This is a genomic window from Kocuria sp. CNJ-770 (genome assembly GCF_001942375.1).
Taxonomy (GTDB): Bacteria; Actinomycetota; Actinomycetes; order Actinomycetales; family Micrococcaceae; genus Kocuria; species Kocuria oceani.
Genome location: NZ_MKJW01000111.1, coordinates 33014 through 55229, shown reverse-complemented (window position 1 = coordinate 55229; position 22216 = coordinate 33014). Strand labels below are relative to the sequence as shown.

Genomic DNA, 22216 nt, shown 5'->3' with positions numbered 1-22216 from the left:
CTAGAAGTACCCGTCCTTCTTGCGGTCCTCCATGGCGGCCTCGGAGATCCTGTCGTCCGCGCGGGTGGCCCCGCGCTCGGTCAGCGTGGACACGGCGACCTCGGCCACCACGTCGGCCACGGTGCCCGCGGCGGAGAGCACCGCCCCGGTGCAGGACATGTCCCCCACGGTGCGGTAGCGCACGCTGCGCCGCTCGACCGGCTCGGCGGCCGAGGGGGCGGAGAACTCGCCCACGGCCATCCACATCCCGTCGCGGCGGAACACGTCGCGCTCGTGGGCGTAGTAGATCGGCGGCAGCTCGATGTTCTCCCGCTCGATGTAGCGCCAGATGTCCAGCTCGGTCCAGTTGCTGATGGGGAACGCCCGGACGTGCTGACCGGCGGTGTGCCGGCCGTTGTAGAGGTTCCACAGCTCGGGCCGCTGGTTGCGCGGGTCCCACTGGCCGAACTCGTCGCGCAGGGACAGGATCCGCTCCTTGGCCCGGGCCTTGTCCTCGTCGCGGCGGCCGCCGCCGAACACGGCGTCGAACCGGTTGTCGGCGATCGCGTCCAGCAGCGGGACGGTCTGCAGCGGGTTGCGGGTGCCGTCGGCGCGCTCGAGCAGCCGGCCGTCGTCGATGTAGTCCTGCACGGACGCCACGACCAGGCGGATGCCCAGCCGCTCCACGGTGCGGTCCCGGAAGTCGAGGACCTCGGGGAAGTTGTGCCCGGTGTCCACGTGCAGCACGGGGAAGGGGATCCGGCCCGGCCAGAAGGCCTTGGCGGCCAGGTGCAGCATGACCACCGAGTCCTTCCCGCCGGAGAACAGCATGGCGGGGCGGTCGAACTCGGCCACGACCTCGCGCAGGATGTGGATGGACTCGGCCTCGAGCGCGTCGAGGCTGCTGTGCACGCCGGCCTCCGCGGGGGCCGGGGCGGTGCTGGGGGTGGTCACGTTCGCCTCCGTCGTCGTGGGTGCGCTCACAGGTGGATCCCGCACTCGATCTTGTCCTGGCCGGACCAGCGGCCCGCGCGCGGGTCCTCGCCCGGGGCGGTGGGCCGGGTGCAGGGGGCGCAACCGATCGAGAGGTAGCCCTCCCCCATCAGCGGGTTCGTCGGGATCCCGCGGTCCTGCGACCACTGGACCAGCTCGTCGAGGCTCCAGCGGACCATCGGGTTGACCTTGACGAGCTTGTGCGTCTCGTCGAAGGTCACCATGGGCGCGTTGGTGCGGGTCCAGGACTCGTCGCGGCGCACGCCGGTGAACCAGACCTCGTAGCCCTCGAGGGACTTCTTGAGCGGAGCCACCTTGCGGATCGCGCAGCACAGGCCCGGGTCGCGGGCGAAGAGGTCCTTGCCGTGCTTCTCGTCCTGCTCGGCCACGGTGAGCTCCGGCAGGGCGTCGACCACGGTGATGTCGAGCATGTGCGCCACGGCGTCCCGGGTGCCGATGGTCTCCGGGAAGTGGTAGCCGGTCTCCAGGAAGAGCACGTCCACCCCCGGCAGCTGCTCGGCGACGAGGGCCGGCAGCACGGCGTCGGCCATCGAGCAGGCCACGGTGACGTTGCGCAGGTCGAAGTTCTCCGCGACCCAGCGGATCGCCTCCTCCGTGGACGCCTCGCCGGCGGCGGGCACACGGCCCTCGGCGTCCAGCTCGGCGTGCAGCGCGGCGGCGCCGGCCGCCGCGAGCTCGCGCAGCTGCTGCTCGTCGCGCAGCGCGGGGCGGGTGCCCGTGTCGGTGCTGGTCATGCGAGTTCACTCTCCTCGACCCGGTGGGTCCACTCGGCGAAGGTCTCGTTCCCGGTGCGCTGGGCCAGGAAGCGCCGGACCAGCTTCTCGACGTAGTCGGCGAGGTCGTCCTGGAACACCTTCAGGCCGCGCACGGTGCGCCCCAGTCCGGCCTCGGCCCGGTCGTCGGCGGCGAGCCCGCCGCCCAGGTGCACCTGGTAGCCGGGCTTCTGCCCGCCGTCCTCGGTGGGCAGCAGCTGGCCCTTGAGCCCGATGTCCGCGGTCTGGATCCGGGCGCACGAGTTGGGGCAGCCGTTGACGTGCATCGAGATGGGGTGGGGCAGCTCCACGCCGTCGAGCCGCCGCTCGAGCTCGTCGATGGTGTCCGAGGCGGTCTGCTTCGTCTCGACGATCGCGAGCTTGCAGTACTCGATGCCGGTGCACGCCACCGTGGAGCGGCGAAACGCGGAGGGCCGCGCCTGCAGGTCCAGGGCGTCGAGGTCGGCGACCACGCTCTCCACGTCGGCCTCCTCGATGTCGAGCAGCACGAGCTTCTGGTGCGGGGTGGTGCGCAGCCGGTCGGAGCCGTACTTGGCCATCACGTCGGCCAGGGCCAGCAGCTTCGCCCCGGAGACGCGGCCCACGCGCGGGGCCACCCCGATGTAGAACCGGCCGTCCTTCTGCCGGTGCACGCCGATGTGGTCGCCCGGCACGGCGGCCTTCTCCGGCGCCGGGCCGTCCGCGAGCTCGTAGCCGAGGTACTCGTCCTGGAGCACCTGGCGGAACTTCTCGGGCCCCCAGTCCTGGACCAGGAACTTCAGCCGGGCGCGGTTGCGCAGCCGCCGGTAGCCGTAGTCGCGGAAGATGCTCGTGACGCCCTTCCAGACCTCCGGGGCCTGCTCCTCGGTCACGAAGGCGCCCAGGCGCTTGCCGAGGAACGGCACCACGGACAGCGCCCCGCCGACCCACAGGTCGTAGCCGGGGCCGAGCTCGGGGTGGACCACGCCCACGAGGGCGCAGTCGTTGATCTCGTGCACCACGTCCAGGGACGGGTGGCCGGTGATCGCGGTCTTGTACTTGCGCGGCAGGTTGGAGAACTCCGGGGAGCCGATCCAGGTGGACTTGATCCGCTCGATCACCGGGGTGGGGTCGATGATCTCGTCCGCGGCGATCCCGGCCAGAGGGGAGCCCAGGATCACGCGCGGGACGTCCCCGCAGGCCTCTGTCGTGTCCAGGCCCGCGTCCTCGAGCCGGCGCCAGATCTCCGGGACGTCCTCCACGCGGATCCAGTGGTACTGGATGTTCTGCCGGTCCGTGATGTCGGCCGAGTCCCGGGCGAAGTCCGCCGAGATCTGACCGAGCACGCGCAGCTGCTCGCGGGTCAGCGCCCCGCCGTCGAGCCGGACGCGCATCATGAAGTACTTGTCCTCGATCTCGGCGTCGGACAGGGACCCCGTCCGGCCGCCGTCGATGCCCGGCCGGCGCTGGGTGTAGAGCCCCCACCAGCGGAACCGCCCGTGCAGGTCCTGGGGGTCGATCGAGTCGAAGCCCTCCCGGGAGTAGACCTCCTCGATCCGGGTGCGCACGTTGAGCCCGTCGTCGGCCTGCTTGAAGACCTCGTTCGGGTTCAGGGGGTCCCGGCCGTCGACCTTCCACTGCCCCTCGGGCTTCGGCTTCCGGGCGGCACGGGGCGCGCGCGTCGTCTGTGTCATGGCGTCGATTCTTCGCGGCTTGCCCCGGACAGTCACGCCGGTCGTCACAAACCGCCATGAACCGACCCGACGTGACACAGGGCTGGACACCGACGCCCGCATGTGCAAGGCGGCGAGCCGTGCCGGGCCCGGCCGGGCGGACCCGGCACGGGCGCCCTCAGGCGGTGGACCCGCCCCCGGTCAGCCGCGCCGCGGCGTCGTCGATGTGCTCGGCGTTCACCAGGATGTCGTAGGCGTCCGCCTCGAGGCCCTGGACGCTGCGGAAGTCACGGCGCCCGCCGGTGGCCGCGTGGCCCACGAGGCCGAAGACCAGGCCCCAGACGGCACCCAGTGCCACGCCCCACAGCACCACGGACAGCCAGCCGCCCACGGTGAACAGGCCGAGGAGCAGCCCCACGAACAGGCCGAGCCACGCGCCGGAGGCCATGCCGTAGAGCGCGGCCTTCCCGTTGGTCATCCGCCCCGTGACCTGCTCGACCGAGCGCAGCCCGGTGCCGACCACGCGCACGTGCTCCACGGGGAACCCCTCGTCGGAGAGGGCGTCGACGATCTGCTGCGCCTCGGCGTAGGTGGGCACGGTCCGCAGCACCCGGTAGTTGCCGGAGGAGGTGGGAGGAATCCGTGAGGGCTGGGTCATGGCTGCTGCGCTCCTGTTCCGTGGTGCTGGGGTGGGCTCCGGTGCCGCGCTCGCGGTGCGACCGCCGTCCGGTCCAACGGGATCCGGCGCGCCCCTGTTCCGCCCGGCGCCGGACGGCCTCGTCCATGACCGGGCGCTCACCGCGACACCACCGGGCGGGACCGGTAATGTTCCCCCGGTGGTACGCGGATCCGGGGCCGCTCCGGGGCCGCCGCCGTCGAGCCCGCCCTGTCCCGTCGAGTGCCCTTAGGACCGCCATGGCATCCTCCGCCTCCGTTCCCACGGAGACCCCTTCCCGTCCGCCGCGCAACGGCCTGGACCGCTTCTTCCGGATCAGCGAGCGCGGCTCCTCCGTGACGAGCGAGGTCCGCGGCGGCGTGGCCACGTTCATCGCGATGAGCTACATCGTGGTCCTCAACCCGCTGATCCTCGGCTACGGCCCGGACGGCGCGGGGAACACCCTCGGCGCCGAGCGGGTCGCGGCCGTCACCGCGCTCGTGGCCGGCGTGATGACCATCCTGATGGGGCTCGTGGCCCGCTCGCCGTTCGCGATCGCCACCGGCCTGGGGGTGAACGCGTTCCTCGCGGTGACGATCGTGACCACCCCCGAGCTCACCTGGCCGCAGGTGATGGGCCTGGTCGTGTGGGCCGGGGTGGTCATGTTCGTCCTGGTGCTCACCGGCTTCCGCACCGCGGTGTTCAACGCCGTGCCGCCGTCGCTGAAGACCGCGATCGTCGTGGGCATCGGGCTGTTCATCGCCCTGATCGGCTTCGTGAACGCCGGCTTCGTGCGCCGCATCCCGGACGCCGCCGGCACCACCGTGCCCGTGCAGCTCGGCGACGGCGGGACGCTGCTGGGCTGGCCCATGCTCACCTTCGTCGTCGGCCTGCTGCTGACCCTGGCCCTCATGGTGCGCAACGTCCGAGGCGCGATCCTGATCGCGGTGGTCCTCACCACGGTCCTCGCCCACGTCCTGGAGGCGGTCTTCCCGTCCGGCTCCTCGGTGGAGAACCCCACCGGGTGGTCCCTCGTGGTGCCCTCGGCCCCCACCTCCTTCGTCGCCCTCCCGGACCTCTCCCTCGTGGGCGCGGTCGCCCCGCTGGAGGCGTTCCGGAGCCTGGGCGCCCTCGCGGCGCTGCTGCTGGTCTTCACGATCCTGCTCTCGATCTTCTTCGACGCGATGGGCACCATGGTGGGGCTCTCCCAGCAGGCCGGCCTGGTGGGCCGCAACGGGCAGATCGAGAACGTGGACCGGGTCCTGCTCGTGGACGCCGCCGGTGCGATCGCGGGCGGCGCGGGCTCCGTGTCCTCCAACCAGATCTTCGTGGAGTCCTCCACCGGCATCGCCGACGGCGCCCGCACCGGCCTGGCCAACGTGGTCACCGGCGCGCTGTTCCTGCTCGCGATGTTCGTCACGCCCCTGGTCAACGTGGTGCCGTTCGAGGCCGTCGCCCCGGCCATGGTCGTGGTCGGCTTCCTCATGGCCAAGCAGGTGGTGCGGATCGAGTGGGAGGACTGGGGCCTGGCCGTGCCGTCCTTCCTGACCTTCGCCGTGATGCCCTTCACGTACTCGATCGCCGACGGCATCGGGGCCGGCTTCGTCTCCTACGTCTTCATCCGCCTCGTGCAGGGCCGGGCCCGGGAGGTCCACCCGCTGATGTACGTGGTGGCCGCGGCCTTCGTGGTGTTCTTCGGCAAGGGCGTGGTGGAGGGCTGGCTCGCCTGACCGGCTGTTCCCGCCCCCGCGAGGTTGCGGCTCACGGCCACCGAGCCGCTCCCGGTGGCCGTGAGCCGCAACCCCGCGGGAGGATGGGGGAATGATCGACGACGACGCCCGCTGCCCCTGCGGCACCGGTGAGAACTACGGCGCGTGCTGCGGGCGCTTCCACCGCGGCCGCAGCGCGCCGACCGCCGAGCTGCTGATGCGCTCCCGGTACAGCGCCTTCGCCGCCGGGGACGAGGAGTACCTGCTGGCCACCTGGCACCCCGGCACGCGTCCCGCCTCCGTGGCGCTGGACCCGCAGCTGCGCTGGTACCGGCTGGACGTGCACGCCGCCGACGGCGGCGGACCCTTCGAGAGCGAGGGCCGGGTGGAGTTCAGCGCCCACTGGCGCGACGGCTCCGGGGCGCGCGGTCGGCAGCGGGAGCGCTCCCGGTTCGTGCGCGAGGACGGCCGCTGGTTCTACGTGGACGGCACCCCCGCCTGAGCCGGCCGGCTCAGGCGTCCTCGAGGTCCGCCAGCACGCAGAACTCGTTGCCCTCCGGGTCGGCCAGCACCACCCACGTGACCTCGGGCCCCTGCCCCACGTCCACCCGGCGCGCGCCGAGGGACTCCAGGCGGGCCACCTCCCCGTCCTGGTCGGTGTCCGCCGCCCGGAGGTCGAGGTGCAGCCGGTTCTTGGCGGTCCTCGGCTCCGGGACGAGCAGGAAGTCCAGGTGCGGGCCCGGGCCCGCGGCGGGTGCGATGCCCACGTAGCCCTCGGCCTCGCCGTGGACGGTGTAGCCCAGGGCCGCGCACCAGAAGCGGGCCAGGGCCGCGGGGTCGCGGCAGTCGACGACGACGGAGGACAGGGTGCTGGTCATGGGGCCAGCCTAGGCCCGGCGCCGCCGCCGGGAAAGGCGCTGCAGGAGCGGGCGGGCGCGCTGGAGGACGGACCAGTACGTGCCCGGGAACAGCCGCGCCGCCAGGTCCGGCAGCACCGCGCTGGGGGCCACCAGCAGCCGGCCCCGGCGCCGCTCCACCGCCTCCAGGATGTCCGCGGCCGCCCGCTCGGCGGGGTAGCTCAGCAGCGCGGCGAAGCTCTCGCGACCGGCCGCGGCCTCCTCGGCCGGCGCGCCGGCCGGGGTGCGGGCGGACTCGGCGATCCGGGTCCGGACCCCACCGGGGTGGACCACGGTGACGCCCACCCGCCCGGCCAGCTCGTGGCGCAGGCCCTCGGTGAACCCGCGCACGGCGTACTTGCTGGCGGCGTAGGCCACCTGCCCGGGCGGGGCGATGAGCCCGAACAGGCTCGAGAGGTTGACCAGGTGGCTGCCGGGAGTGGCGAGCAGGGCCGGCAGCAGCCGCCGGGTGAGGATGACCGGGGCCCGGAAGTTGATGTCCATGAGCCAGTCGAACTCCTCGGCGGAGACCTGCTCGAAGGTGCCGCCGAGGGCCACGCCGGCGTTGTTCACCAGCAGGTCGATGCGCGGGTGCTCGGCGAGGATCCGGTCGGTGACGGCGGGCAGCGCGGAGAGCTCGGCGAGGTCCGCCACGACGGTGCGCACCCGCACCTCCGGGTGCCGCCGGCGGATCGTGCCGGCGACGCCCTCGAGCCCGGGCTCGTCCCGGTCGACGAGCACCAGGTGGGCGCCGCGGGCGGCGAGGCCGTGGGCCAGCTGCTCGCCGATGCCGCCGGCGGCGCCGGTGAGCACCGCGGTGGCGCCGGAGAAGCGGAAGGGGGCGGAGGGGGACACGGGCTGCTCCTGGGACGAGGAAACGGGACGCGGATACGGGAACGAGGACGCGGGACAGGGTCCGGGCGACGGGCTCGGGGTCCAGTGTGGGGCGCTCCCGCCGAGCCGGGCTTGACCGGTCACGACAGGAAGTTGACCGCACGCGACACGATCAGCTCGTGCGCGCCACCCCGCGGCGCACGTCCCGCGGCGGGGCGCCCCACCAGCGGCGGGCGCACCGGGTCAGCGCCGAGGACTCGGACAGGCCCACCAGCCCGGCGATCTGGCTCAGCGGGACCTCGGTGGTGGTGAGCCAGCGCAGGGCCGCGCTGCGCCGGGCCTCGTCCAGGACCGCGCCGAAGGTGGTGCCCTCCTCGGCCAGCCGGCGCTGGAGGGTGCGGGGATGCAGGTCCAGGACGCGGGCCACCGCCTCCAGCTCCGGGTCGGCGGTGCCCAGCAGCTGCACCAGCACCCCGCGCACCCGCGGCGCCCACGCCGAGCCCGCACCCGGGATCTGGGCGTCGAGGAAGGCCAGCGCCACCTGCCGCACGCCGGCGTCCCCGTGCAGCGGCCGGGCGAGCGTGCTCGTGGGGATCCGCAGCAGGACCTCGGGCCGGCCCGGGCGCACCGGCACGCCGAAGAACTCCTCGTAGACCCGCAGCGGCGCGGCGGGGCGGTGGTCCAGGTCGACCGTGCGCAGCCCGTAGCGGCCGCCGACCAGCGAGGTGAGGGCCCGGTGCAGCAGCCCCAGCCCGAGGTCGGTGCCCTGCGGGCTGCCGTGCCCGCCCCGGGCCGCCGGGGCGTGCCCGCCGTAGCGCACGGCCGTCACCCCCCGGGCGCCGTAGGGGTCCTCGACCAGCGCCAGCTCGAGGGAGGGCGCGTGCACGAAGAGGTAGCGGGACGCGCACTCCAGGGCGTCGCGCACCGTCTCGGAGTGGCGGGCGGCGAGCGCCAGCGGGCCGAGCACGCCCGGGTCCTGGCGGGCGGCGACCCGCAGCCCCAGGTCGGGGCAGGCCAGCTCCCGGGCGGCGGCCTCCAGCACCCGCCCGACGGCCCGCTCCGGGACCAGGAGGTCGTCGGTGTCCAGGGCGGCACGGGGCAGGCCGGCGGCGTCGGCGAGCGCCTCGGCGTCGCCCCCGAGCTCGGCCACCGCGGCGCGGAAGCCGCGCAGCCCCGCGGAACGGATGACGGACATGTCGCCCAGGGTCAAGCAATCGTCGTGCAGCGTCAAGTGCTGCCGGGCGCCGCGGGGGATCCTGGACCCATGTCAGCCACTTTCCCCACCCCCGAGAACCCCGCCGGGGCGGAGCACCGCGACGTCGTGGTCGTCGGCGCGGGCCTGTCCGGCATCGGCGCGGCCTACCGCCTGCAGACCGAGTGCCCCGGCCTGTCCTACGCCGTCCTGGAGGCGCGCGACGGGATGGGCGGGACCTGGGACCTCTTCCGCTACCCCGGCGTCCGCTCGGACTCCGACATGTTCACCCTGGGCTACTCCTTCAAGCCCTGGCGGGACCCGCAGTCCATCGCCGACGGCCCCTCGATCCTCGCCTACATCCGCGAGACGGCCGAGGAGTTCGGCATCGACCGGCACATCCGCTACCGCACCAAGGTGGTCTCGGCCGACTGGTCCTCCGCGGATGCCCGGTGGACGCTGGGCCTCCAGGAGCGCGACGACGAGGGCGGGCTCCGGCGGCGCACGATGACGTGCTCCTTCCTGTACTCCTGCGCCGGGTACTACGACTACGAGCGGGGGCACGACCCCGTCCTGCCCGGGATCGAGGAGTTCGGGGGCCGGGTGGTGCACCCGCAGTTCTGGCCCGAGGAGCTGGACTGGAGCGGGCAGCGGGTGGTGGTGATCGGCAGCGGCGCCACGGCGGTGACCCTGGTGCCGGCGATGGCCGCGGACGCGGCGAGCGTGACGATGCTGCAGCGCTCCCCCACCTGGATCAGCGCGGTGCCCGGCCGGGACCGGCGCGCCGACGCCCTGCGCCGGGCCCTGCCCCCGGGGCCGGCCCACCGGCTGATCCGGACGAAGAACATCCTGTTCAGCACGGCCGTATACCAGTTCTGCCGGCGCCGCCCGGCCGCGGCGCGGGAGTACTTCACGTCCCGGGCCGCGCGCATCCTCGGCTCGGAGGAGCTCGTGGCCGAGCACTTCACCCCGTCCTACGACCCCTGGGACCAGCGGCTGTGCGCCGTGCCCAACGCGGACCTGTTCAAGGCGCTGCGGCGGGGCCGGGCCGACGTGGTCACCGACACGATCGACACGTTCGTGCCCGAGGGGATCCGGCTGAGCAGCGGCCGGGTCCTGGAGGCCGACGTGGTGGTCACCGCCACGGGGCTGAGGCTGCTGCCCTTCGGCGGGATCGCCCCCACGGTGGACGGCGCCCCGGTGGAGCTGTCGGAGCAGTTCGTCTGGAACGGCGCCATGCTCACGGGCGTGCCCAACTTCGCGCTGTGCATCGGCTACACCAACGCCTCGTGGACGCTGCGGGCCGACCTGACGCACCGCCTGGTCTGCAAGGTGCTCCAGCACCTGGAGCGCCACGACGCCGCCGCCGTGGTGCCCAAGGCCGCCCCGGGCATGACCGAGCACCCGCTGCTGGACCTCACATCCGGCTACGTCCGGCGCTCGATCGACGCGTTCCCCCGCCAGGCGACCGCCACCCCTGGCGGGTGCGGCAGAACTACCTGCTGGACTCGGCGACCACCCTGCGCACCCCGCTGTCCCGGACCCTCGACCTGATCCCCCGCCCCGCCGCCCGCCCCGCGGCCGCACCCCAGGAGACCCACGCATGACCGAGCAGCACACCTCGCAGCCCGCCGCCGGCGCCCCGGGGGCCACGACGACGGTGCAGGTCGCCGGCCGGCCCGTGCGCATCCGCCTCTCCGGGCCGGAGCAGGCCCCGCCCGTGGTGCTGCTGCACGGGATCGGGCGCAGCCTCGAGGACTGGTCGGCCGCCCACGAGCTGCTCGCCCGGGACCACCGGGTGCTGAGCACCGACCTGCCCGGCTTCGGACTGAGTCCCGCGGGCCCGGAGAAGCCGGGACTCGGGGCGTTCGCCCGTGCCGTGGTCGGGGTGCTCGACGCGGTGGGCGAGGACCGCCCGGTGCACCTGATGGGCAACTCGCTGGGCGGCGCCGTGGCCATGACCGTGGCCGCGGAGCACCCGGAGCGGGTGGCGAGCCTGCTGCTGGCCAACAGCGCCGGGTTCGGCCGGGAGGCCAACGTCTCCCCGCTGCCCATGGTCTGGGCCGCGCTGTCCCGCCTGCCCGTGGTGGGCGCCCGGTTCCGCCCGCTGGCCAGGGCCGCCGCGGTGCGCTCGAACCAGAACTGCTTCTTCGACCCGGCGCTGGCCACGCCCGAGCTCCTCCGGCACGCGGCGACGGTGGGCTCGCAGCCGGACTTCCGGGCCACCTTCCTGGGCACCTACCGCAGCATCGGGCTGCCGGTGGTGGGCGTGCTGCCCGGCTGGCGCCGGGCCCTGCTCGAGAAGATCCGTGCCTCCGGGCTGCCCGTGCTCGTGCTGTGGGGCGACGCCGACGCCGTGCTGCCCGCCCACCACGCCGACGCCGCGGCCGCCGCCCTGCCCGGGGCCCGCCTGCACGTGTTCCCGGACACCGGGCACATGCCGCAGATCGAGCGGACCGCGGAGCTGGTGGAGCTGGCCCGGGAGTTCGTGGCCTCCGCCGAGGATCGCCGCGCGGCCTCCTGATCCCGCGGCGCACCGCGGGCGGCACCACCGAGCATGACTCCCGGCCGATCAGGTCCTTTCGAGCATGCACACCCGGACACCTTCCGGCCGGAAAGCGCTTTCTGCTACCGTCCTGCCCAGCACCCCCAGTGACCCCCATCACAGTTCTTCCCCTCACCGGGGCGTGCCCACCGCAACGACGGAAGAGGGATCATGCGCCCACGCGCCTCGCACTTGTCCATGTCCTTGTCCTTGTCCACCGCCGCCGTACTGGCGCTGCTCACGGCGTCCCCCGCCGCGGCCGCCCCCGGCCCGCTCGCCGACCCGACGGCCCGGTCGGCCCGCACCCCGGTCGAGCGGCAGGTGCTGCCCGCCGGTGACGGCTGGGCCTCCGCCGACGGCGGGACCACCGGCGGGGCTGCGGCCGCCCCCGCCGACGTCCACGACGTCGACGACCGGGCCGGGCTCCTCGAGGCGCTCGCCGCCTCGGGCGAGCGGCCGAAGATCATCCGCGTGCACGGCAGGATCGACGCCAACACGGCGCCCGACGGCTCCGCGCTGAGCTGCGCGGACTACGCGGCCGGCACCGGCTACGACCTGGAGCAGTACCTGCAGGACTACGACCCCGCCACCTGGGGCCGGGACCGTGACCCGGCGGGGGCCCAGGAGGACGCCCGCCGTGCCGCGGCCGCGAACCAGGCCCGCACGATCCGCTGGGACGTCCCCGGCAACACCACGATCGTCGGCGCCGGCCCGGACAGCGAGATCCGCGGCGCCGCGCTGCGGATCAACGGGGCCGACAACGTCATCCTGCGCAACCTGACGTTCTCCGACGCCGCCGACTGCTTCCCGGCCTGGGACCCGGGCGACGGCAGCACCGGGGCCTGGAACAGCGAGTACGACCTGCTGCAGGTCATCAACGGCGCCACCCACGTGTGGGTCGACCACTCGGAGTTCACCGACGCCCCGAACCCCGACAGCGGGCAGCCCAGCTACTTCGGCACCCCCTACCAGGTGCACGACGGCGCCCTCGACGTGACCAACGGGTCGGACCTGGTCACGATCTCCTACAACCGGTTCACCGACCACGACAAGCTGATGCTCATCGGGTCCACCGACTCCCCCACCCGGGGGGACCCCGGCAGACTGCGGGTGACCGTCCACCACAACGTGTTCGAGGACGTCGGCCAGCGGGCCCCCCGGGTGCGCTACGGCCAGGTGGACGTCTACAACAACCACTACGTGGTGCCCGAGGACGGGTCCGTGCCCTTCGTGTACTCCCTGGGCGCGGGGATCGAGTCGCACCTGTACGCGGAGGCCAACGCCTTCACCCTGCCCGCCGGCACGGACCCCGCGCGGCTCATCGGCCGCTACAAGGGCTCGGTCGTCGCCACCGTGGACAACACCGTGAACGGCAAGGAGGTCGACCTCCGGGCCGCCTACAACGCCGCCGTCCCCGAGAGCGCGCAGCTGGCCCACGACACCTCCTGGACGCCCACGCTGCGCACCAAGGTGCACTCCGCCCAGGCGGTGCCGGCGCTGCTCGCCCGCACCACCGGTCCCGTGCTCAGCACCGGCGGGAACCGGTGAGCCCCGCCGCGCCGACCCGGCGCACCCTCCTGACCGCGTTCGCGCTGGCGGCCGGCAGCACCGCCCTGACGGGCGCGGCGGGCACCCCGGCCCTGGCCGCGCCGGGGGCCACCGGCAACAACGGCGGGATGCGGCGCACCCGCCCGGCGCTGTTCGTCGTCGGCGACTCGACGTCGTCCGCCTACCAGCACTCCGAGCGCCCCCGCGCGGGCTGGGGACAGGCCCTGCCCCTGCTGCTGGGCCCCCGGGCCGGCGTGGCCGACTACGCCTGGTCCGGGGCCTCGTCCAAGAGCTACGCGGACGCCGGGCTGCTCGACCGGGTGCTGGGCATGCTCCAGCCCGGCGACCACCTGCTCATCGCGTTCGGCCACAACGACGAGAAGGTCCAGGACCCGGCCCACGGCACGCTGCCGGGCTCCACCTTCGAGGCGTACCTGCGCCGCTACGTCGACGGCGCCGTCGCGCAGGGCGCGCAGCCGGTGCTGGTCACCCCGGTGGAGCGCCGGCGCTTCGACGCCTTCGGGGCGGCCCGGGACACCCACGGGGCCTATCCCCAGGCCGTGCGCGACCTCGCGGCGGCCACCGGCACACCCCTGGTGGACCTGACCGCCTCCTCCAAGGACCTGTGGCAGCGCCTCGGCCCCGAGGGGACGACCTCCCACTTCCTGCACCTGGCGCCGGGCGAGCACCCGCAGTACCCGCAGGGCTCGGCGGACAACACCCACTTCCAGGCCCTCGGCGCCCTCGCGGTGGCCCGGCTGGTCGCCCGCGAGCTGCGGTCGAAGCGGATCGTGCCGCCGGGCTGGTTCGCGGACACCGGCGCGGCGGCCGACCCGCTGGGCCGGATGCACTGGCCCGCCGAGCGGCCCGTGGACACCCCCGTGGTGCTCGACGTCGGTCCCGGCGAACGGTTCCGCACCGTGCAGTCCGCCGTGGACGCGGCGGAGCCCGGCGGCGCCCGCCGGACGGTGATCCGGATCCACCCCGGGGAGTACCGGGAGGTCCTGCACGTGCCGTCGAGCAGACCCCGGATCTCCCTGGTCGGGACGGGCGAGGGACCCGAGGACGTGGTGCTGGTGCACGACAACGCCTCCGGGACCCTCAAGCCCGACGGGAGCGGTCCGTTCGGCACGTTCGGCAGCGCCTCTGCCCGGGTGGACGGCGCGGACTTCGTCGCGCGGAACCTGACGTTCGGCAACGACTTCGACGAGGCCGCGCACCCGGGGATGAAGAACCGCCAGGCGGTGGCCCTGCACCTGACCGGCGACCGGGCGGTCCTCTCCGGGGTGCGCCTCCTCGGCAACCAGGACACCCTGCTGGTCAACTCCCCGGACAGCGGCGTGGCCGCGCGGTCCTGGTTCGACCGGTGCTACGTCGAGGGCGACGTCGACTTCGTGTTCGGCCGCGGCACCGCGGTGTTCGACGGCTGCGAGCTCCGGTCCCTCGACCGCGGCTCCGACAGCAACAACGGGTACGTCACGGCCGGCAGCCAGGACCTGAGCGTCGAGCGCGGGTACCTGTTCAGCGGCTGCCGCTTCACGTCCGGGGCCGCCGCCGGCACCGTGCACCTCGGCCGCCCCTGGCACCCCGGCGGTGACCCCCGGGCCGTGGCGCAGGTGCTCGTGCGCGACTCCTGGCTCGGCGCCCACATCGCGGCGAGCCCGTGGACGGACATGAGCGGCTTCTCGTGGCGGGAGGCCCGCTTCGCCGAGCACGCCAACCGCGGCCCGGGCGCGCGGCTCACCCCGGACCGCCCCCAGCTGCCGGCCGGCGAGGCGGAGCGCTTCACCGTCCGCGACTACCTCGCGGGCGAGGACGGCTGGGCCCCGCAGCTGGCCGGCACGGCGGTCGACAGCACCGCCCTGCTCGACCTGCCGGGCTGACCCGGCCGCCACGAGGGGCGGTGGCCCGCCGGGCGGCGACGTCCCCGGCGGGCCACCGCTCCCTCCCGCACACGTCCCCGTGGGCCGCCGCCCGCGCGTCCTCGTCCGGGGTGCTGGTACAGTTCTGCCGCCGGCACGCGCACGCGCCGGCCTCGACTGCGGCGAGGGGGTCCGCACACAGGACGGAACGGGTGGGCCTGCCCATGGTGGATTCGACGACGGCCGACGCGCGCTCCGTGCAGCTGGAGGACCTGCTGCTGGCCTCCGAGGACCTGACGGACTTCCTCCAGCAGTTCGTGCGCAGCACGGCGCGGCACCTCGCGGAGGACGCCGACGACCTGTGGTGCTCGATCACCCTGGTCCGGGGTGCCGCCGCGGCCACGGTGGTCGCCAGCCACGAGCGGGCCGCCGCCCTGGACGAGGTCCAGTACGCCTTCGACGGCGGCCCGTGCCTGAGCGCGGCCGAGCGGCACCGGGTCGTGCTGCTGGCCGACACCCGCACCGACCGGCAGTGGCCGGCCTACAGCCGGGCGGCCGCGGAGCACGGGGTCCGCTCCGTCCTGGCCGTGCCCTTCGAGCTGGAGGACCGGGCCCGGGCGGCGCTGAACGTCTACTCAGGGACGCTGCGCCCGTTCGACGCCCGGACCACGGCGGCGGTCGAGCGGGAGGTCGCACTGGCCTCCCGGGCCCTGCGCCTGGCCCTGCGCCTGGCCCGGCACCGGGAGACGCAGACCGACCTGGCTGCGGCGATGGCCTCGCGCACCACGATCGACATGGCCATCGGGCTGGTGATGGCCCGCCAGGGCTGCACCCAGGACGACGCCGTGGCCCTGCTGACCGCCGCGTCCAACCACCGCAACGTCAAGCTGCGCGACGTCGCCGCCGAGCTGGTGGCGGCGGCCAACGACGGGCCGACGAGCACGCACTTCAACCCGTCCGCCCCGCCCGCGTCGCGGTCCCGGCCCGTGCCGTCCCCGGTGGACGGGAGCGTGGTCTGAACTTGACCGCACCCCGGGTCCCCCGGTGCCGGCGGTGGCGCCCCGGATGCCGCGCGGCTAGGATCGAGGAGTGCGTCGAGTAGTCGGCCGCGACTTTGTCGTAGCCAGCGAAAGAAGCTCCCGTGCACTCTGTTCCCGCCACCCCCGTCACCGCCCCGACCGTGGCCGTCCTGGGCGGTGACGCCGATCCCGCGCCGGCGCCCGGCCGGGCCGGGCTCGCCGCCGCGGACGCAGGGCCCGCCGACGAGACCGCTCTCGCTCCTGACGAGGAGTTCCCGGAGGGCCTGGAGGAACTCCCCCTGGCCGAGCTGCAGGTGCTCCACAGCCGCGTCACCCGCCAGGCCGAGCACGAGCACCTCTCCCCCGAGGGACCGCACCCGCTCACCCGGGACCGGCAGCACGACGTGGCGGCCGAGCTCGCGGCCCGGGGTCCTCGCCGCGCCGGGTGAGCCCCCGCGCCGGCCGCGGTCCGTCAGGCCCGGGGCGGGGTGCGGCCGGCGTCGTCGTGGAAGACGTCCTCGACCGGCCGGCCGAAGAACCGCGCCAGGGCGAGGGCCACGGACAGGGACGGCTCGGACCGGCCGTTCTCGACCGCGTAGATCGTCTGCCGGGAGACCCCCACGGCGATGGCCAGCTGCCCCTGCGACAGGGTCCGGGCGGCCCGCAGCGCCTTCAGCTCGTTGCGCACCTGCGACCACCTCCTCGGACACCCTCGTCGGTTACCAAGCAACCTTAGCGGCTTCGGCGGCGCACTGCCGAGCAACTCCCGGCGAGCACCTGCGTGTCCCCCGGATCCCCGCGCGGGGCGCGTCACGGGGCGTGCGGCGCCCGGGGCGGGACGGCGTCGCGGCGCGAGGGCGTCCCGGCGACGAAGGAGCGGGCCCAGGCCCCGTCCTTGTACTGGGCGGGCACCGCTCCGCCCAGCAGCTCGCGGCCGAGCGCGGCGGCCTCCGGCGAGCCCTCCGCCGGCAGCGGCACGGCGGAGGCGGCCAGCACGATGTTGCCGTAGCGGCGGCCCTTGAGCATCGCCGGGTCGGCCACGGCGCCGACGTGCTCGAAGACCTCGGACAGCGCGGCCAGCTCGGCCCGCGCCCCGGCGAGGTCCCGGGTGTCCCCGCAGTTGAGCACGTACAGCCCGCCCGGGGCCAGCACACGGGCCACGCGCCGGGCGAACTCCACCGTGGTGAGCGGTTCCGGGGTCGTGGACCCCGCGAACACGTCCCGGACCACCACGTCCCGGGTGGCCGCCGTCAGCGACTCCGTGACGGCGCGGGCCTCCCCCACTCGGATCCGCAGCCGCGGGGCGCGCGGGAGGTCGAACCACTGCCGGACCAGCTCGGCGAGCCGGCCGTCGAGCTCCACGACGACCTGCCGTGCGGCCGGATAGGCGTGGGCGAGGTACCGGGCCATCGAGCAGGCGCCCCCGCCCAGGTGCAGGACGCGCAGCGCGGCGGGGTCCAGGTGCGCGCCGACGTGGGCGTGGACGAGCGCGGCGATCCAGCGCATGTACTCGAAGTCCAGCCGCTCGGGGTGCTGCGGGTCCACGTGGGAGGAGGGCACCCCGTTGACGTGGAGCACCCAGGAGCCGGGAGCGTACTCGTCGGGCACCAGCTCGGCGGTGCCGGTGGAGATCTCGTAGCTGCCGGCCGCGGGGCCGCCCGGGGCGGCGGGCTCCGGCGCCCGGCGCCCGCGGCGGGCCGCGCGGCTCACGCCGGACCCGTCCGCACCATCCGGTGCATGTGCTGCCCGGTCCACGGCCCGCCGGCGGGAAAGGATTCCTCGAAGGCTCGGAAACCGTGCTTGGCGTAGAAGTGCTCGGCGCGGTCGTTGCCGTCCATGATCCACAGGTAGGCGTCCGCGGGGCCGACGGCGGCCTCCAGCAGCGCCGCGCCCAGTCCGGTGCCGTGCGTCGCGGCGAGGGTGTAGAGCTGGAACAGCTGCCGGGGGACCACCGGGGCGGGCACCCCGGCGCGGGTCTCCCACGCGGCGGGTGCCGGTCCGGCGGAGACCAGCCCGAGGGCGGCTCCGTCGTCGTCGAGCGCCCAGAGGGTGCGCACGCGCGGGTCGGCGAGGAGGTCGCGGTCGTAGCCGGCCGTGCGGTCGGCCGCGTCGCGCTGCCGGTCGGCGAAGGCGTCGCCGAAGAGCGGGCGGTAGGTCTCGTCGAGGCAGCGCAGGTGCAGGGCGGACCACGCGGAGGCGTCTTCGACACCGGCGGGGCGCACCCGCGCGGCCGTGGTGGCGCGGGTCAGGACTCGATCGCCTGCCGCCGGATCGCGGCCTCGAGCCGCTCCACCTTGCCGGTCAGCTCGCCGGTGCGACCGGGGCGGATGTCGGCCTTGAGCACGAGGGACACCCGGGGCCCGTAGGCGCCGACGGCCTCGGTGGCGCGCTTGACGACGTCCATGACCTCGTCCCACTCGCCCTCGATCGTGGTGAACATGGCGTCGGTCTCGTGCGGCAGTCCGGAGTCGCGGACCACCCGGACGGCGGCGGCGACGGCGTCGTGCACGGAGCCGGTGGCGTCGGAGCCACCGGACGGGGAGACGGAGAAGGCAACCAGCATGCCCCCAGTCTCCCACCCGGGACGCCCGGGGAGAACCCCGCGCCACGACGACGACGGCCCCGCCGCCCCGGGGCGGTCCGGCCCGGAGCGGTGGGGACCCGTCGCGGAAGATACCCCGAAGGGTATGCCGGATCCCCCGGGGGGTATAGAATGGCCGGGACCCGCCCTCGTCCCCCAGGAGCGCCCCGTGCAACTCGATCCCCAGGACCTCACCCCGACCATCAACCGCCTCAAGCGGGCGCAGGGCCAGCTCACCGCCGTCATCCGCATGCTCGAGGAGAGCCGCGACTGCAAGGACGTGGTGACCCAGCTCTCCGCGGTCTCCCGCGCCCTGGACAAGGCCGGCTTCAGCATCATCGCGACCGGCCTGGAGCAGTGCCTGCGCCAGGAGGACCCCAGCCTGGACAAGGCCGAGCTGGAGAAGATGTTCCTCTCCCTGGCCTGAGCCCGCCCGGCCGGGCGGCGAGCGCCGCGGCCCGGCCCCCGGAACGGGCGGACCCTAGACTGGGGCGAGCACGTCAGTTCCGAGCCCGCCCACCGGAGGACGCCCAGACCATGACCCAAGGCATCTACGTCAGTGCCATGACGCCGCAGTCCGGCAAGTCGCTCGTGGCCCTCGGGCTGGCCGACTCGCTGTTCCGCAGGACCGACCGCCTGGGCTACTTCCGGCCCGTCCACCTGGGGCGGAGCCCGGCGGAGGACCCCATGGTCCAGCTCATGAAGCGCAACTTCGACCTCCCCGACGAACGGTGCCGCGGCGGGCTCTCGCTGGCCCGCACCCGGGAGCTGCTCGCGGCCGGGGACCACGACGAGCTCGACTCGATGGCCGTGAGCGTCTACGGCGAGATGGCCCGGCACTGCGACGTGATCGTGGTGGACGGCACCGACCTGCTGGCGCACAACGCGGCCACCGCCGAGTTCGACATGAACGCCCGGATGGCCAACAACCTGGGCACCTCGGTGCTGGCCGTGATCGGCGCGGACGAGTCCGAGTCCCCCGAGGACGTGCTCAACGCGATCGAGGTCACCCGCGCGGAGCTGCACCAGGCCCGGTGCGACATCTTCGCCGTCATCGTCAACCGGGCCCGGCCCGAGTGGGTCGAGCGGCTGAGCGCCAACGCCTCCCGGGGCGTGCGCGGGCTGCCCGTCTACGTGATCGCCGAGAACGCCGCGGTGGCCGCGCCCACCGTGGCCGAGCTGCGGGACCGGCACGGCTTCGGGGACGGGCCCTCGGACGTCTCCCTGGACCGCGACGTCAAGGGCGTGAAGATCGCCGCGATGACGGTGGCCCACTACCTCGAGCAGCTCGCCGACGGCGATTTCGTCATCACCCCGGGGGACCGCTCCGACATCGTCGTCGCGTCCCTGGCCTCCGCCCTCTCCCCGGCCCTGCCGGTCCCCTCGGGGATGCTGCTGACCGGCGGCTTCGGCACCGAGGGGCGGATCCAGGAGCTCACCGCCGCGGCGCCGTTCCCCGTGCTCACCACGGGGCTGGACACCTACAGCGCCGCCCGCGCGGTCTCCCGCTCCCGCGGCACGCTCTCGGGGGCCCATCCGCGCAAGGTCGCGGCCGCGCTGGGCGAGTGGGCCCGGCGCGTGGACGACGAGGAGCTGGTCAGCCGCCTGGACCTGCCGCGCCCGCTGCGGCGCACGCCGCTGCGCTTCCTGCACGAACTGGTCGAGGCGGCGCGCACGCAGCGGAAGAACATCGTGCTGCCCGAGGGCGAGGACCCCCGCATCCTGCGCGCCGCCGAGATGATCCACCGCCGCAACTTCTGCGACCTCACGGTCCTCGGCGACCCCGCGAGGATCGCCGGGCTGTGCCAGACGGAGGGCATCAACCTCGACTTCGACGACGAGGGGCTCACGCTCGTCGACTTCGAGCACGACGAGGCGCTGCGCGAGAAGTACGCCGGCGAGTACGTGCGGCTGCGCGCCCACAAGGGCGTGCAGCAGGACGCGGCCCTGGAGCGGATGCTCGACGGCTCCTACTTCGGCACCATGATGGTGCAGATGGGGGACGTGGACGGCATGGTCTCCGGCGCCGCGCACACCACGGCCAACACGATCCGCCCCGCCCTGGAGTTCGTGAAGACCTCCGAGGGCGTGCGGATCGTCTCCTCCGTGTTCTTCATGCTCCTCGAGGACCGCGTGCTGGTCTACGGCGACTGCGCGGTCAACCCGAACCCCGACGCCCAGCAGCTCGCGGACATCGCGCTCGCCTCCGCCCGCACCGCCCGCCAGTTCGGCGTGGAGCCCCGGGTGGCGATGCTGTCCTACTCCACCGGAGGCTCCGGCTCCGGCCAGGACGTGGACAAGGTCCGGGCGGCCACCGAGATCGTGCGCGCGGCGGACCCCGAGCTGGAGGTGGAGGGTCCCATCCAGTACGACGCCGCGGTGGACGCCTCGATCGCGGCCTCCAAGCTGCCCGGCTCCGCCGTGGCGGGACGGGCGACCGTGTTCGTCTTCCCGGACCTCAACACCGGCAACAACACCTACAAGGCCGTCCAGCAGTCCGCCGGCGCCGTGGCCGTGGGCCCGGTGCTGCAGGGGCTGCGCAAGCCCGTCAACGACCTCTCGCGGGGGTGCACCGTGGACGACATCGTCAACACGGTGGCGATCACCGCGATCCAGGCCCAGCACATGTGAGCCGGCGCCCCGCCGCCCGCTTCCCGACCGCCCCGTTCCCGACCGTCCCAGGGAGACCCACCATGCTCGTGCTCGTCGTCAACTGCGGCTCGTCCTCGCTGAAGTACCAGGTCCGGGAGCTGGAGCCGGGCGCCGACGGCGGCACCGTGCTCACGTCCGGGCTGATCGAGAACATCGGCAGCTCCCGGATCCAGGACCACACGCAGGCCCTCGAGCTGCTCGCCGGGCGCCTCGGGACCGAGCTGGACGGGCGGACCGTGGACGCCGCCGGGCACCGCGTGGTGCACGGCGGCGAGCGGTTCTCGGCACCCGTGCTGGCGACCCCGGAGATCATCCGCGACATCGAGCGGCTCGTCCCGCTGGCGCCGCTGCACAACCCGGCCGCGGTCCTGGGCCTGCGCGCCGTCCAGAAGACCTGGCCGCAGCTGCCGCAGGTCTGCGTGTTCGACACCGCCTTCCACCGCACCATGCCCGAGCACGTGTGGCGCTACGCGGTCCCGGAGCGGTTCTACGAGCACTGGGGGATCCGCCGCTACGGCTTCCACGGCACCTCCCACGACTGGGTGACCGGGCAGGCGGCGGAGTTCCTGGGGATCCCGCGCGAGCGGTTCCGCGCCGTCGTCGCCCACCTGGGCAACGGCGCCTCGGTCACGGCGATCCGGGACGGCCGCTCCTACGACACCTCGATGGGCTACACGCCCCTGGCCGGGCTGGTGATGGGTACCCGCACGGGGGACCTGGACCCGTCCGTGGTCACCGCCGTGCTGCGCCGGGACCCGGAGATGACCCCCGAGCGGCTCGACGCCGTGCTGAACAAGGAGTCCGGGCTGCGGGCCGTGGCCGGGGACCACGACATGCGCGCCGTCCAGGAGGCCGCCGAACGCGGCGACGAGCGCGCCGAGCTGGCCCTGGAGATGGCGGCCTACCGCCTGGCGAAGTACGTGGGCGGCTACCACGTGGCCGTGGAAGGGGCGCAGGCGCTGGTCTTCACCGCCGGCATCGGCGAGAACGCCGCGCCGTTCCGGAAGCGGGTCTGCGACCGGCTCGGCGCCCTGGGGGTCCGGCTCGACGACGACGCCAACGCCGCCCGCGCACGCGGGACCCGGCGGATCTCGGCCCCCGGCTCGGCCCTCGAGGTGCTGGTGGTGCCCACCGACGAGGAGCAGGCGATCGCCGCGGCCACCGCGGCGCTGGTCGCCGGCTGAGCATCCCGGGAGACCGGACCGGCACACCGGAGCGCCGCACCGGGCGCACCGCCGGCCCGCCGCGCACCGCTGACGGCGCGGTGCCGCCCGCCCTTGACGGGGCAGCGGCGGAGGTGTCTGCTGAAGGACAGGGCTCCGCTGA

22 protein-coding genes are annotated in these 22216 nt (G+C 74.4%); 11 read left to right on the top strand and 11 right to left on the bottom strand.

All coding sequences use genetic code 11. The features are described 5' to 3' along the window. The 4 genes from cysD to BJF77_RS13015 form a co-directional block, all read right to left on the bottom strand. A complete protein-coding gene (gene cysD / locus BJF77_RS13030) occupies positions 1–933 on the bottom strand; it encodes a sulfate adenylyltransferase subunit CysD (protein ID WP_047802847.1) in 933 nt (310 codons plus the stop codon). Between the two features lie 26 nt (positions 934–959). Next, on the bottom strand, positions 960–1727 hold the full coding sequence (locus tag BJF77_RS13025; RefSeq protein WP_075872438.1) for a phosphoadenylyl-sulfate reductase: 768 nt from the start codon (positions 1725–1727) through the stop codon (positions 960–962). After that, positions 1724–3418: a nitrite/sulfite reductase gene (locus BJF77_RS13020; RefSeq protein WP_075872437.1), complete on the bottom strand. Its 1695-nt coding sequence runs from the start codon at positions 3416–3418 to the stop codon at positions 1724–1726. The genes BJF77_RS13025 and BJF77_RS13020 overlap by 4 nt, the downstream gene beginning before the upstream one ends. Before the next feature lie 157 nt (positions 3419–3575). Continuing rightward, entirely contained in the window at positions 3576–4055 is a 480-nt protein-coding gene (locus tag BJF77_RS13015; RefSeq protein ID WP_075872436.1) for a general stress protein, read from the bottom strand. Between the two features lie 257 nt (positions 4056–4312). On the opposite strand from BJF77_RS13015, the gene BJF77_RS13010 reads away from it, so the two are divergent. Both BJF77_RS13010 and BJF77_RS13005 read left to right on the top strand, forming a co-directional pair. Next, entirely contained in the window at positions 4313–5782 is a 1470-nt protein-coding gene (locus BJF77_RS13010) for an NCS2 family permease (protein ID WP_047802851.1), read from the top strand. 91 nt (positions 5783–5873) lie between these two features. After that, entirely contained in the window at positions 5874–6263 is a 390-nt protein-coding gene (locus BJF77_RS13005; protein ID WP_075872435.1) for a YchJ family protein, read from the top strand. Positions 6264–6273: 10 nt separating this feature from the next. On the opposite strand, the gene BJF77_RS13000 is transcribed toward BJF77_RS13005, so the two are convergent. The 3 genes from BJF77_RS13000 to BJF77_RS12990 all read right to left on the bottom strand — a co-directional run bounded on the left by BJF77_RS13000 (position 6274) and on the right by BJF77_RS12990 (position 8686). Next, positions 6274–6639 carry a VOC family protein gene (locus BJF77_RS13000; RefSeq protein WP_075872434.1) on the bottom strand — a complete coding sequence of 122 codons (366 nt, stop codon included), beginning with the start codon at positions 6637–6639 and terminating at the stop codon, positions 6274–6276. A gap of 9 nt (positions 6640–6648) precedes the next feature. Continuing rightward, complete coding sequence (locus tag BJF77_RS12995) at positions 6649–7512, bottom strand: SDR family oxidoreductase (RefSeq protein WP_047802854.1); 864 nt, start codon at positions 7510–7512, stop codon at positions 6649–6651. Positions 7513–7663: 151 nt separating this feature from the next. Continuing rightward, on the bottom strand, positions 7664–8686 hold the full coding sequence (locus BJF77_RS12990; RefSeq protein WP_075872483.1) for an AraC family transcriptional regulator: 1023 nt from the start codon (positions 8684–8686) through the stop codon (positions 7664–7666). A 69-nt stretch (positions 8687–8755) separates the two neighbouring features. Between BJF77_RS12990 and BJF77_RS12985 the strand changes: the two genes are divergently transcribed. From BJF77_RS12985 to BJF77_RS12960, 6 genes are all read left to right on the top strand, one after another. Then, positions 8756–10237 (top strand): NAD(P)/FAD-dependent oxidoreductase, encoded by a 1482-nt coding sequence (locus BJF77_RS12985; RefSeq protein ID WP_255396257.1) that lies wholly within the window; start codon positions 8756–8758, stop codon positions 10235–10237. A 49-nt stretch (positions 10238–10286) separates the two neighbouring features. Continuing rightward, a complete protein-coding gene (locus BJF77_RS12980; protein ID WP_047802856.1) occupies positions 10287–11207 on the top strand; it encodes an alpha/beta fold hydrolase in 921 nt (306 codons plus the stop codon). A gap of 219 nt (positions 11208–11426) precedes the next feature. After that, positions 11427–12776 (top strand): polysaccharide lyase family 1 protein, encoded by a 1350-nt coding sequence (locus BJF77_RS12975; RefSeq protein ID WP_047802857.1) that lies wholly within the window; start codon positions 11427–11429, stop codon positions 12774–12776. Continuing rightward, positions 12773–14659 carry a pectinesterase family protein gene (locus tag BJF77_RS12970; RefSeq protein WP_075872433.1) on the top strand — a complete coding sequence of 629 codons (1887 nt, stop codon included), beginning with the start codon at positions 12773–12775 and terminating at the stop codon, positions 14657–14659. Before BJF77_RS12975 ends, BJF77_RS12970 begins: the two co-directional genes overlap by 4 nt. Positions 14660–14862: 203 nt before the next feature. After that, on the top strand, positions 14863–15657 hold the full coding sequence (locus BJF77_RS12965; RefSeq protein WP_082157297.1) for a GAF and ANTAR domain-containing protein: 795 nt from the start codon (positions 14863–14865) through the stop codon (positions 15655–15657). 122 nt (positions 15658–15779) lie between these two features. After that, the gene (locus BJF77_RS12960) at positions 15780–16106 is read left to right on the top strand and encodes a hypothetical protein (protein ID WP_083665148.1); all 327 of its coding nucleotides are present in this window, start codon (positions 15780–15782) and stop codon (positions 16104–16106) included. Between the two features lie 23 nt (positions 16107–16129). On the opposite strand, the gene BJF77_RS20595 is transcribed toward BJF77_RS12960, so the two are convergent. The 4 genes from BJF77_RS20595 to BJF77_RS12940 form a co-directional block, all read right to left on the bottom strand. Next, the gene (locus BJF77_RS20595) at positions 16130–16345 is read right to left on the bottom strand and encodes a helix-turn-helix transcriptional regulator (RefSeq protein ID WP_047802859.1); all 216 of its coding nucleotides are present in this window, start codon (positions 16343–16345) and stop codon (positions 16130–16132) included. 122 nt (positions 16346–16467) lie between these two features. Beyond that, positions 16468–17367, bottom strand: coding sequence for a spermidine synthase (locus BJF77_RS12950; RefSeq protein WP_075872431.1), 900 nt, complete (start codon positions 17365–17367; stop codon positions 16468–16470). Beyond that, positions 17364–17879, bottom strand: a complete 516-nt coding sequence (locus tag BJF77_RS12945) for a GNAT family N-acetyltransferase (RefSeq protein WP_075872430.1) — start codon at positions 17877–17879, stop codon at positions 17364–17366. The genes BJF77_RS12950 and BJF77_RS12945 overlap by 4 nt, the downstream gene beginning before the upstream one ends. Before the next feature lie 23 nt (positions 17880–17902). Then, positions 17903–18220 carry a thiamine-binding protein gene (locus tag BJF77_RS12940; protein WP_047802862.1) on the bottom strand — a complete coding sequence of 106 codons (318 nt, stop codon included), beginning with the start codon at positions 18218–18220 and terminating at the stop codon, positions 17903–17905. Positions 18221–18407: 187 nt separating this feature from the next. On the opposite strand from BJF77_RS12940, the gene BJF77_RS12935 reads away from it, so the two are divergent. From BJF77_RS12935 to BJF77_RS12925, 3 genes are all read left to right on the top strand, one after another. Continuing rightward, positions 18408–18665, top strand: a complete 258-nt coding sequence (locus BJF77_RS12935; RefSeq protein ID WP_047802863.1) for a metal-sensitive transcriptional regulator — start codon at positions 18408–18410, stop codon at positions 18663–18665. A gap of 110 nt (positions 18666–18775) precedes the next feature. After that, positions 18776–20869, top strand: a complete 2094-nt coding sequence (gene pta, locus BJF77_RS12930; protein WP_075872429.1) for a phosphate acetyltransferase — start codon at positions 18776–18778, stop codon at positions 20867–20869. A 62-nt stretch (positions 20870–20931) separates the two neighbouring features. Then, positions 20932–22074, top strand: a complete 1143-nt coding sequence (locus BJF77_RS12925) for an acetate/propionate family kinase (protein WP_075872428.1) — start codon at positions 20932–20934, stop codon at positions 22072–22074. Positions 22075–22216 lie beyond the last annotated feature (142 nt).

Coding starts and splice junctions, on each gene's coding strand:
- BJF77_RS12925 (WP_075872428.1), top strand. CDS start 20,932: ATGCTCGTGCTCGTCGTCAACTGCGGCTCGTCCTCGCTGAAGTACCAG.
- BJF77_RS12940 (WP_047802862.1), bottom strand. CDS start 18,220: ATGCTGGTTGCCTTCTCCGTCTCCCCGTCCGGTGGCTCCGACGCCACC.
- BJF77_RS12990 (WP_075872483.1), bottom strand. CDS start 8,686: ATGTCCGTCATCCGTTCCGCGGGGCTGCGCGGCTTCCGCGCCGCGGTG.
- BJF77_RS13025 (WP_075872438.1), bottom strand. CDS start 1,727: ATGACCAGCACCGACACGGGCACCCGCCCCGCGCTGCGCGACGAGCAG.
- BJF77_RS12985 (WP_255396257.1), top strand. CDS start 8,756: ATGTCAGCCACTTTCCCCACCCCCGAGAACCCCGCCGGGGCGGAGCAC.
- BJF77_RS12965 (WP_082157297.1), top strand. CDS start 14,863: ATGGTGGATTCGACGACGGCCGACGCGCGCTCCGTGCAGCTGGAGGAC.
- BJF77_RS12975 (WP_047802857.1), top strand. CDS start 11,427: ATGTCCTTGTCCTTGTCCACCGCCGCCGTACTGGCGCTGCTCACGGCG.
- BJF77_RS13005 (WP_075872435.1), top strand. CDS start 5,874: ATGATCGACGACGACGCCCGCTGCCCCTGCGGCACCGGTGAGAACTAC.
- BJF77_RS12980 (WP_047802856.1), top strand. CDS start 10,287: ATGACCGAGCAGCACACCTCGCAGCCCGCCGCCGGCGCCCCGGGGGCC.
- BJF77_RS13020 (WP_075872437.1), bottom strand. CDS start 3,418: ATGACACAGACGACGCGCGCGCCCCGTGCCGCCCGGAAGCCGAAGCCC.
- BJF77_RS13000 (WP_075872434.1), bottom strand. CDS start 6,639: ATGACCAGCACCCTGTCCTCCGTCGTCGTCGACTGCCGCGACCCCGCG.
- pta (WP_075872429.1), top strand. CDS start 18,776: ATGACCCAAGGCATCTACGTCAGTGCCATGACGCCGCAGTCCGGCAAG.
- BJF77_RS13015 (WP_075872436.1), bottom strand. CDS start 4,055: ATGACCCAGCCCTCACGGATTCCTCCCACCTCCTCCGGCAACTACCGG.
- BJF77_RS13010 (WP_047802851.1), top strand. CDS start 4,313: ATGGCATCCTCCGCCTCCGTTCCCACGGAGACCCCTTCCCGTCCGCCG.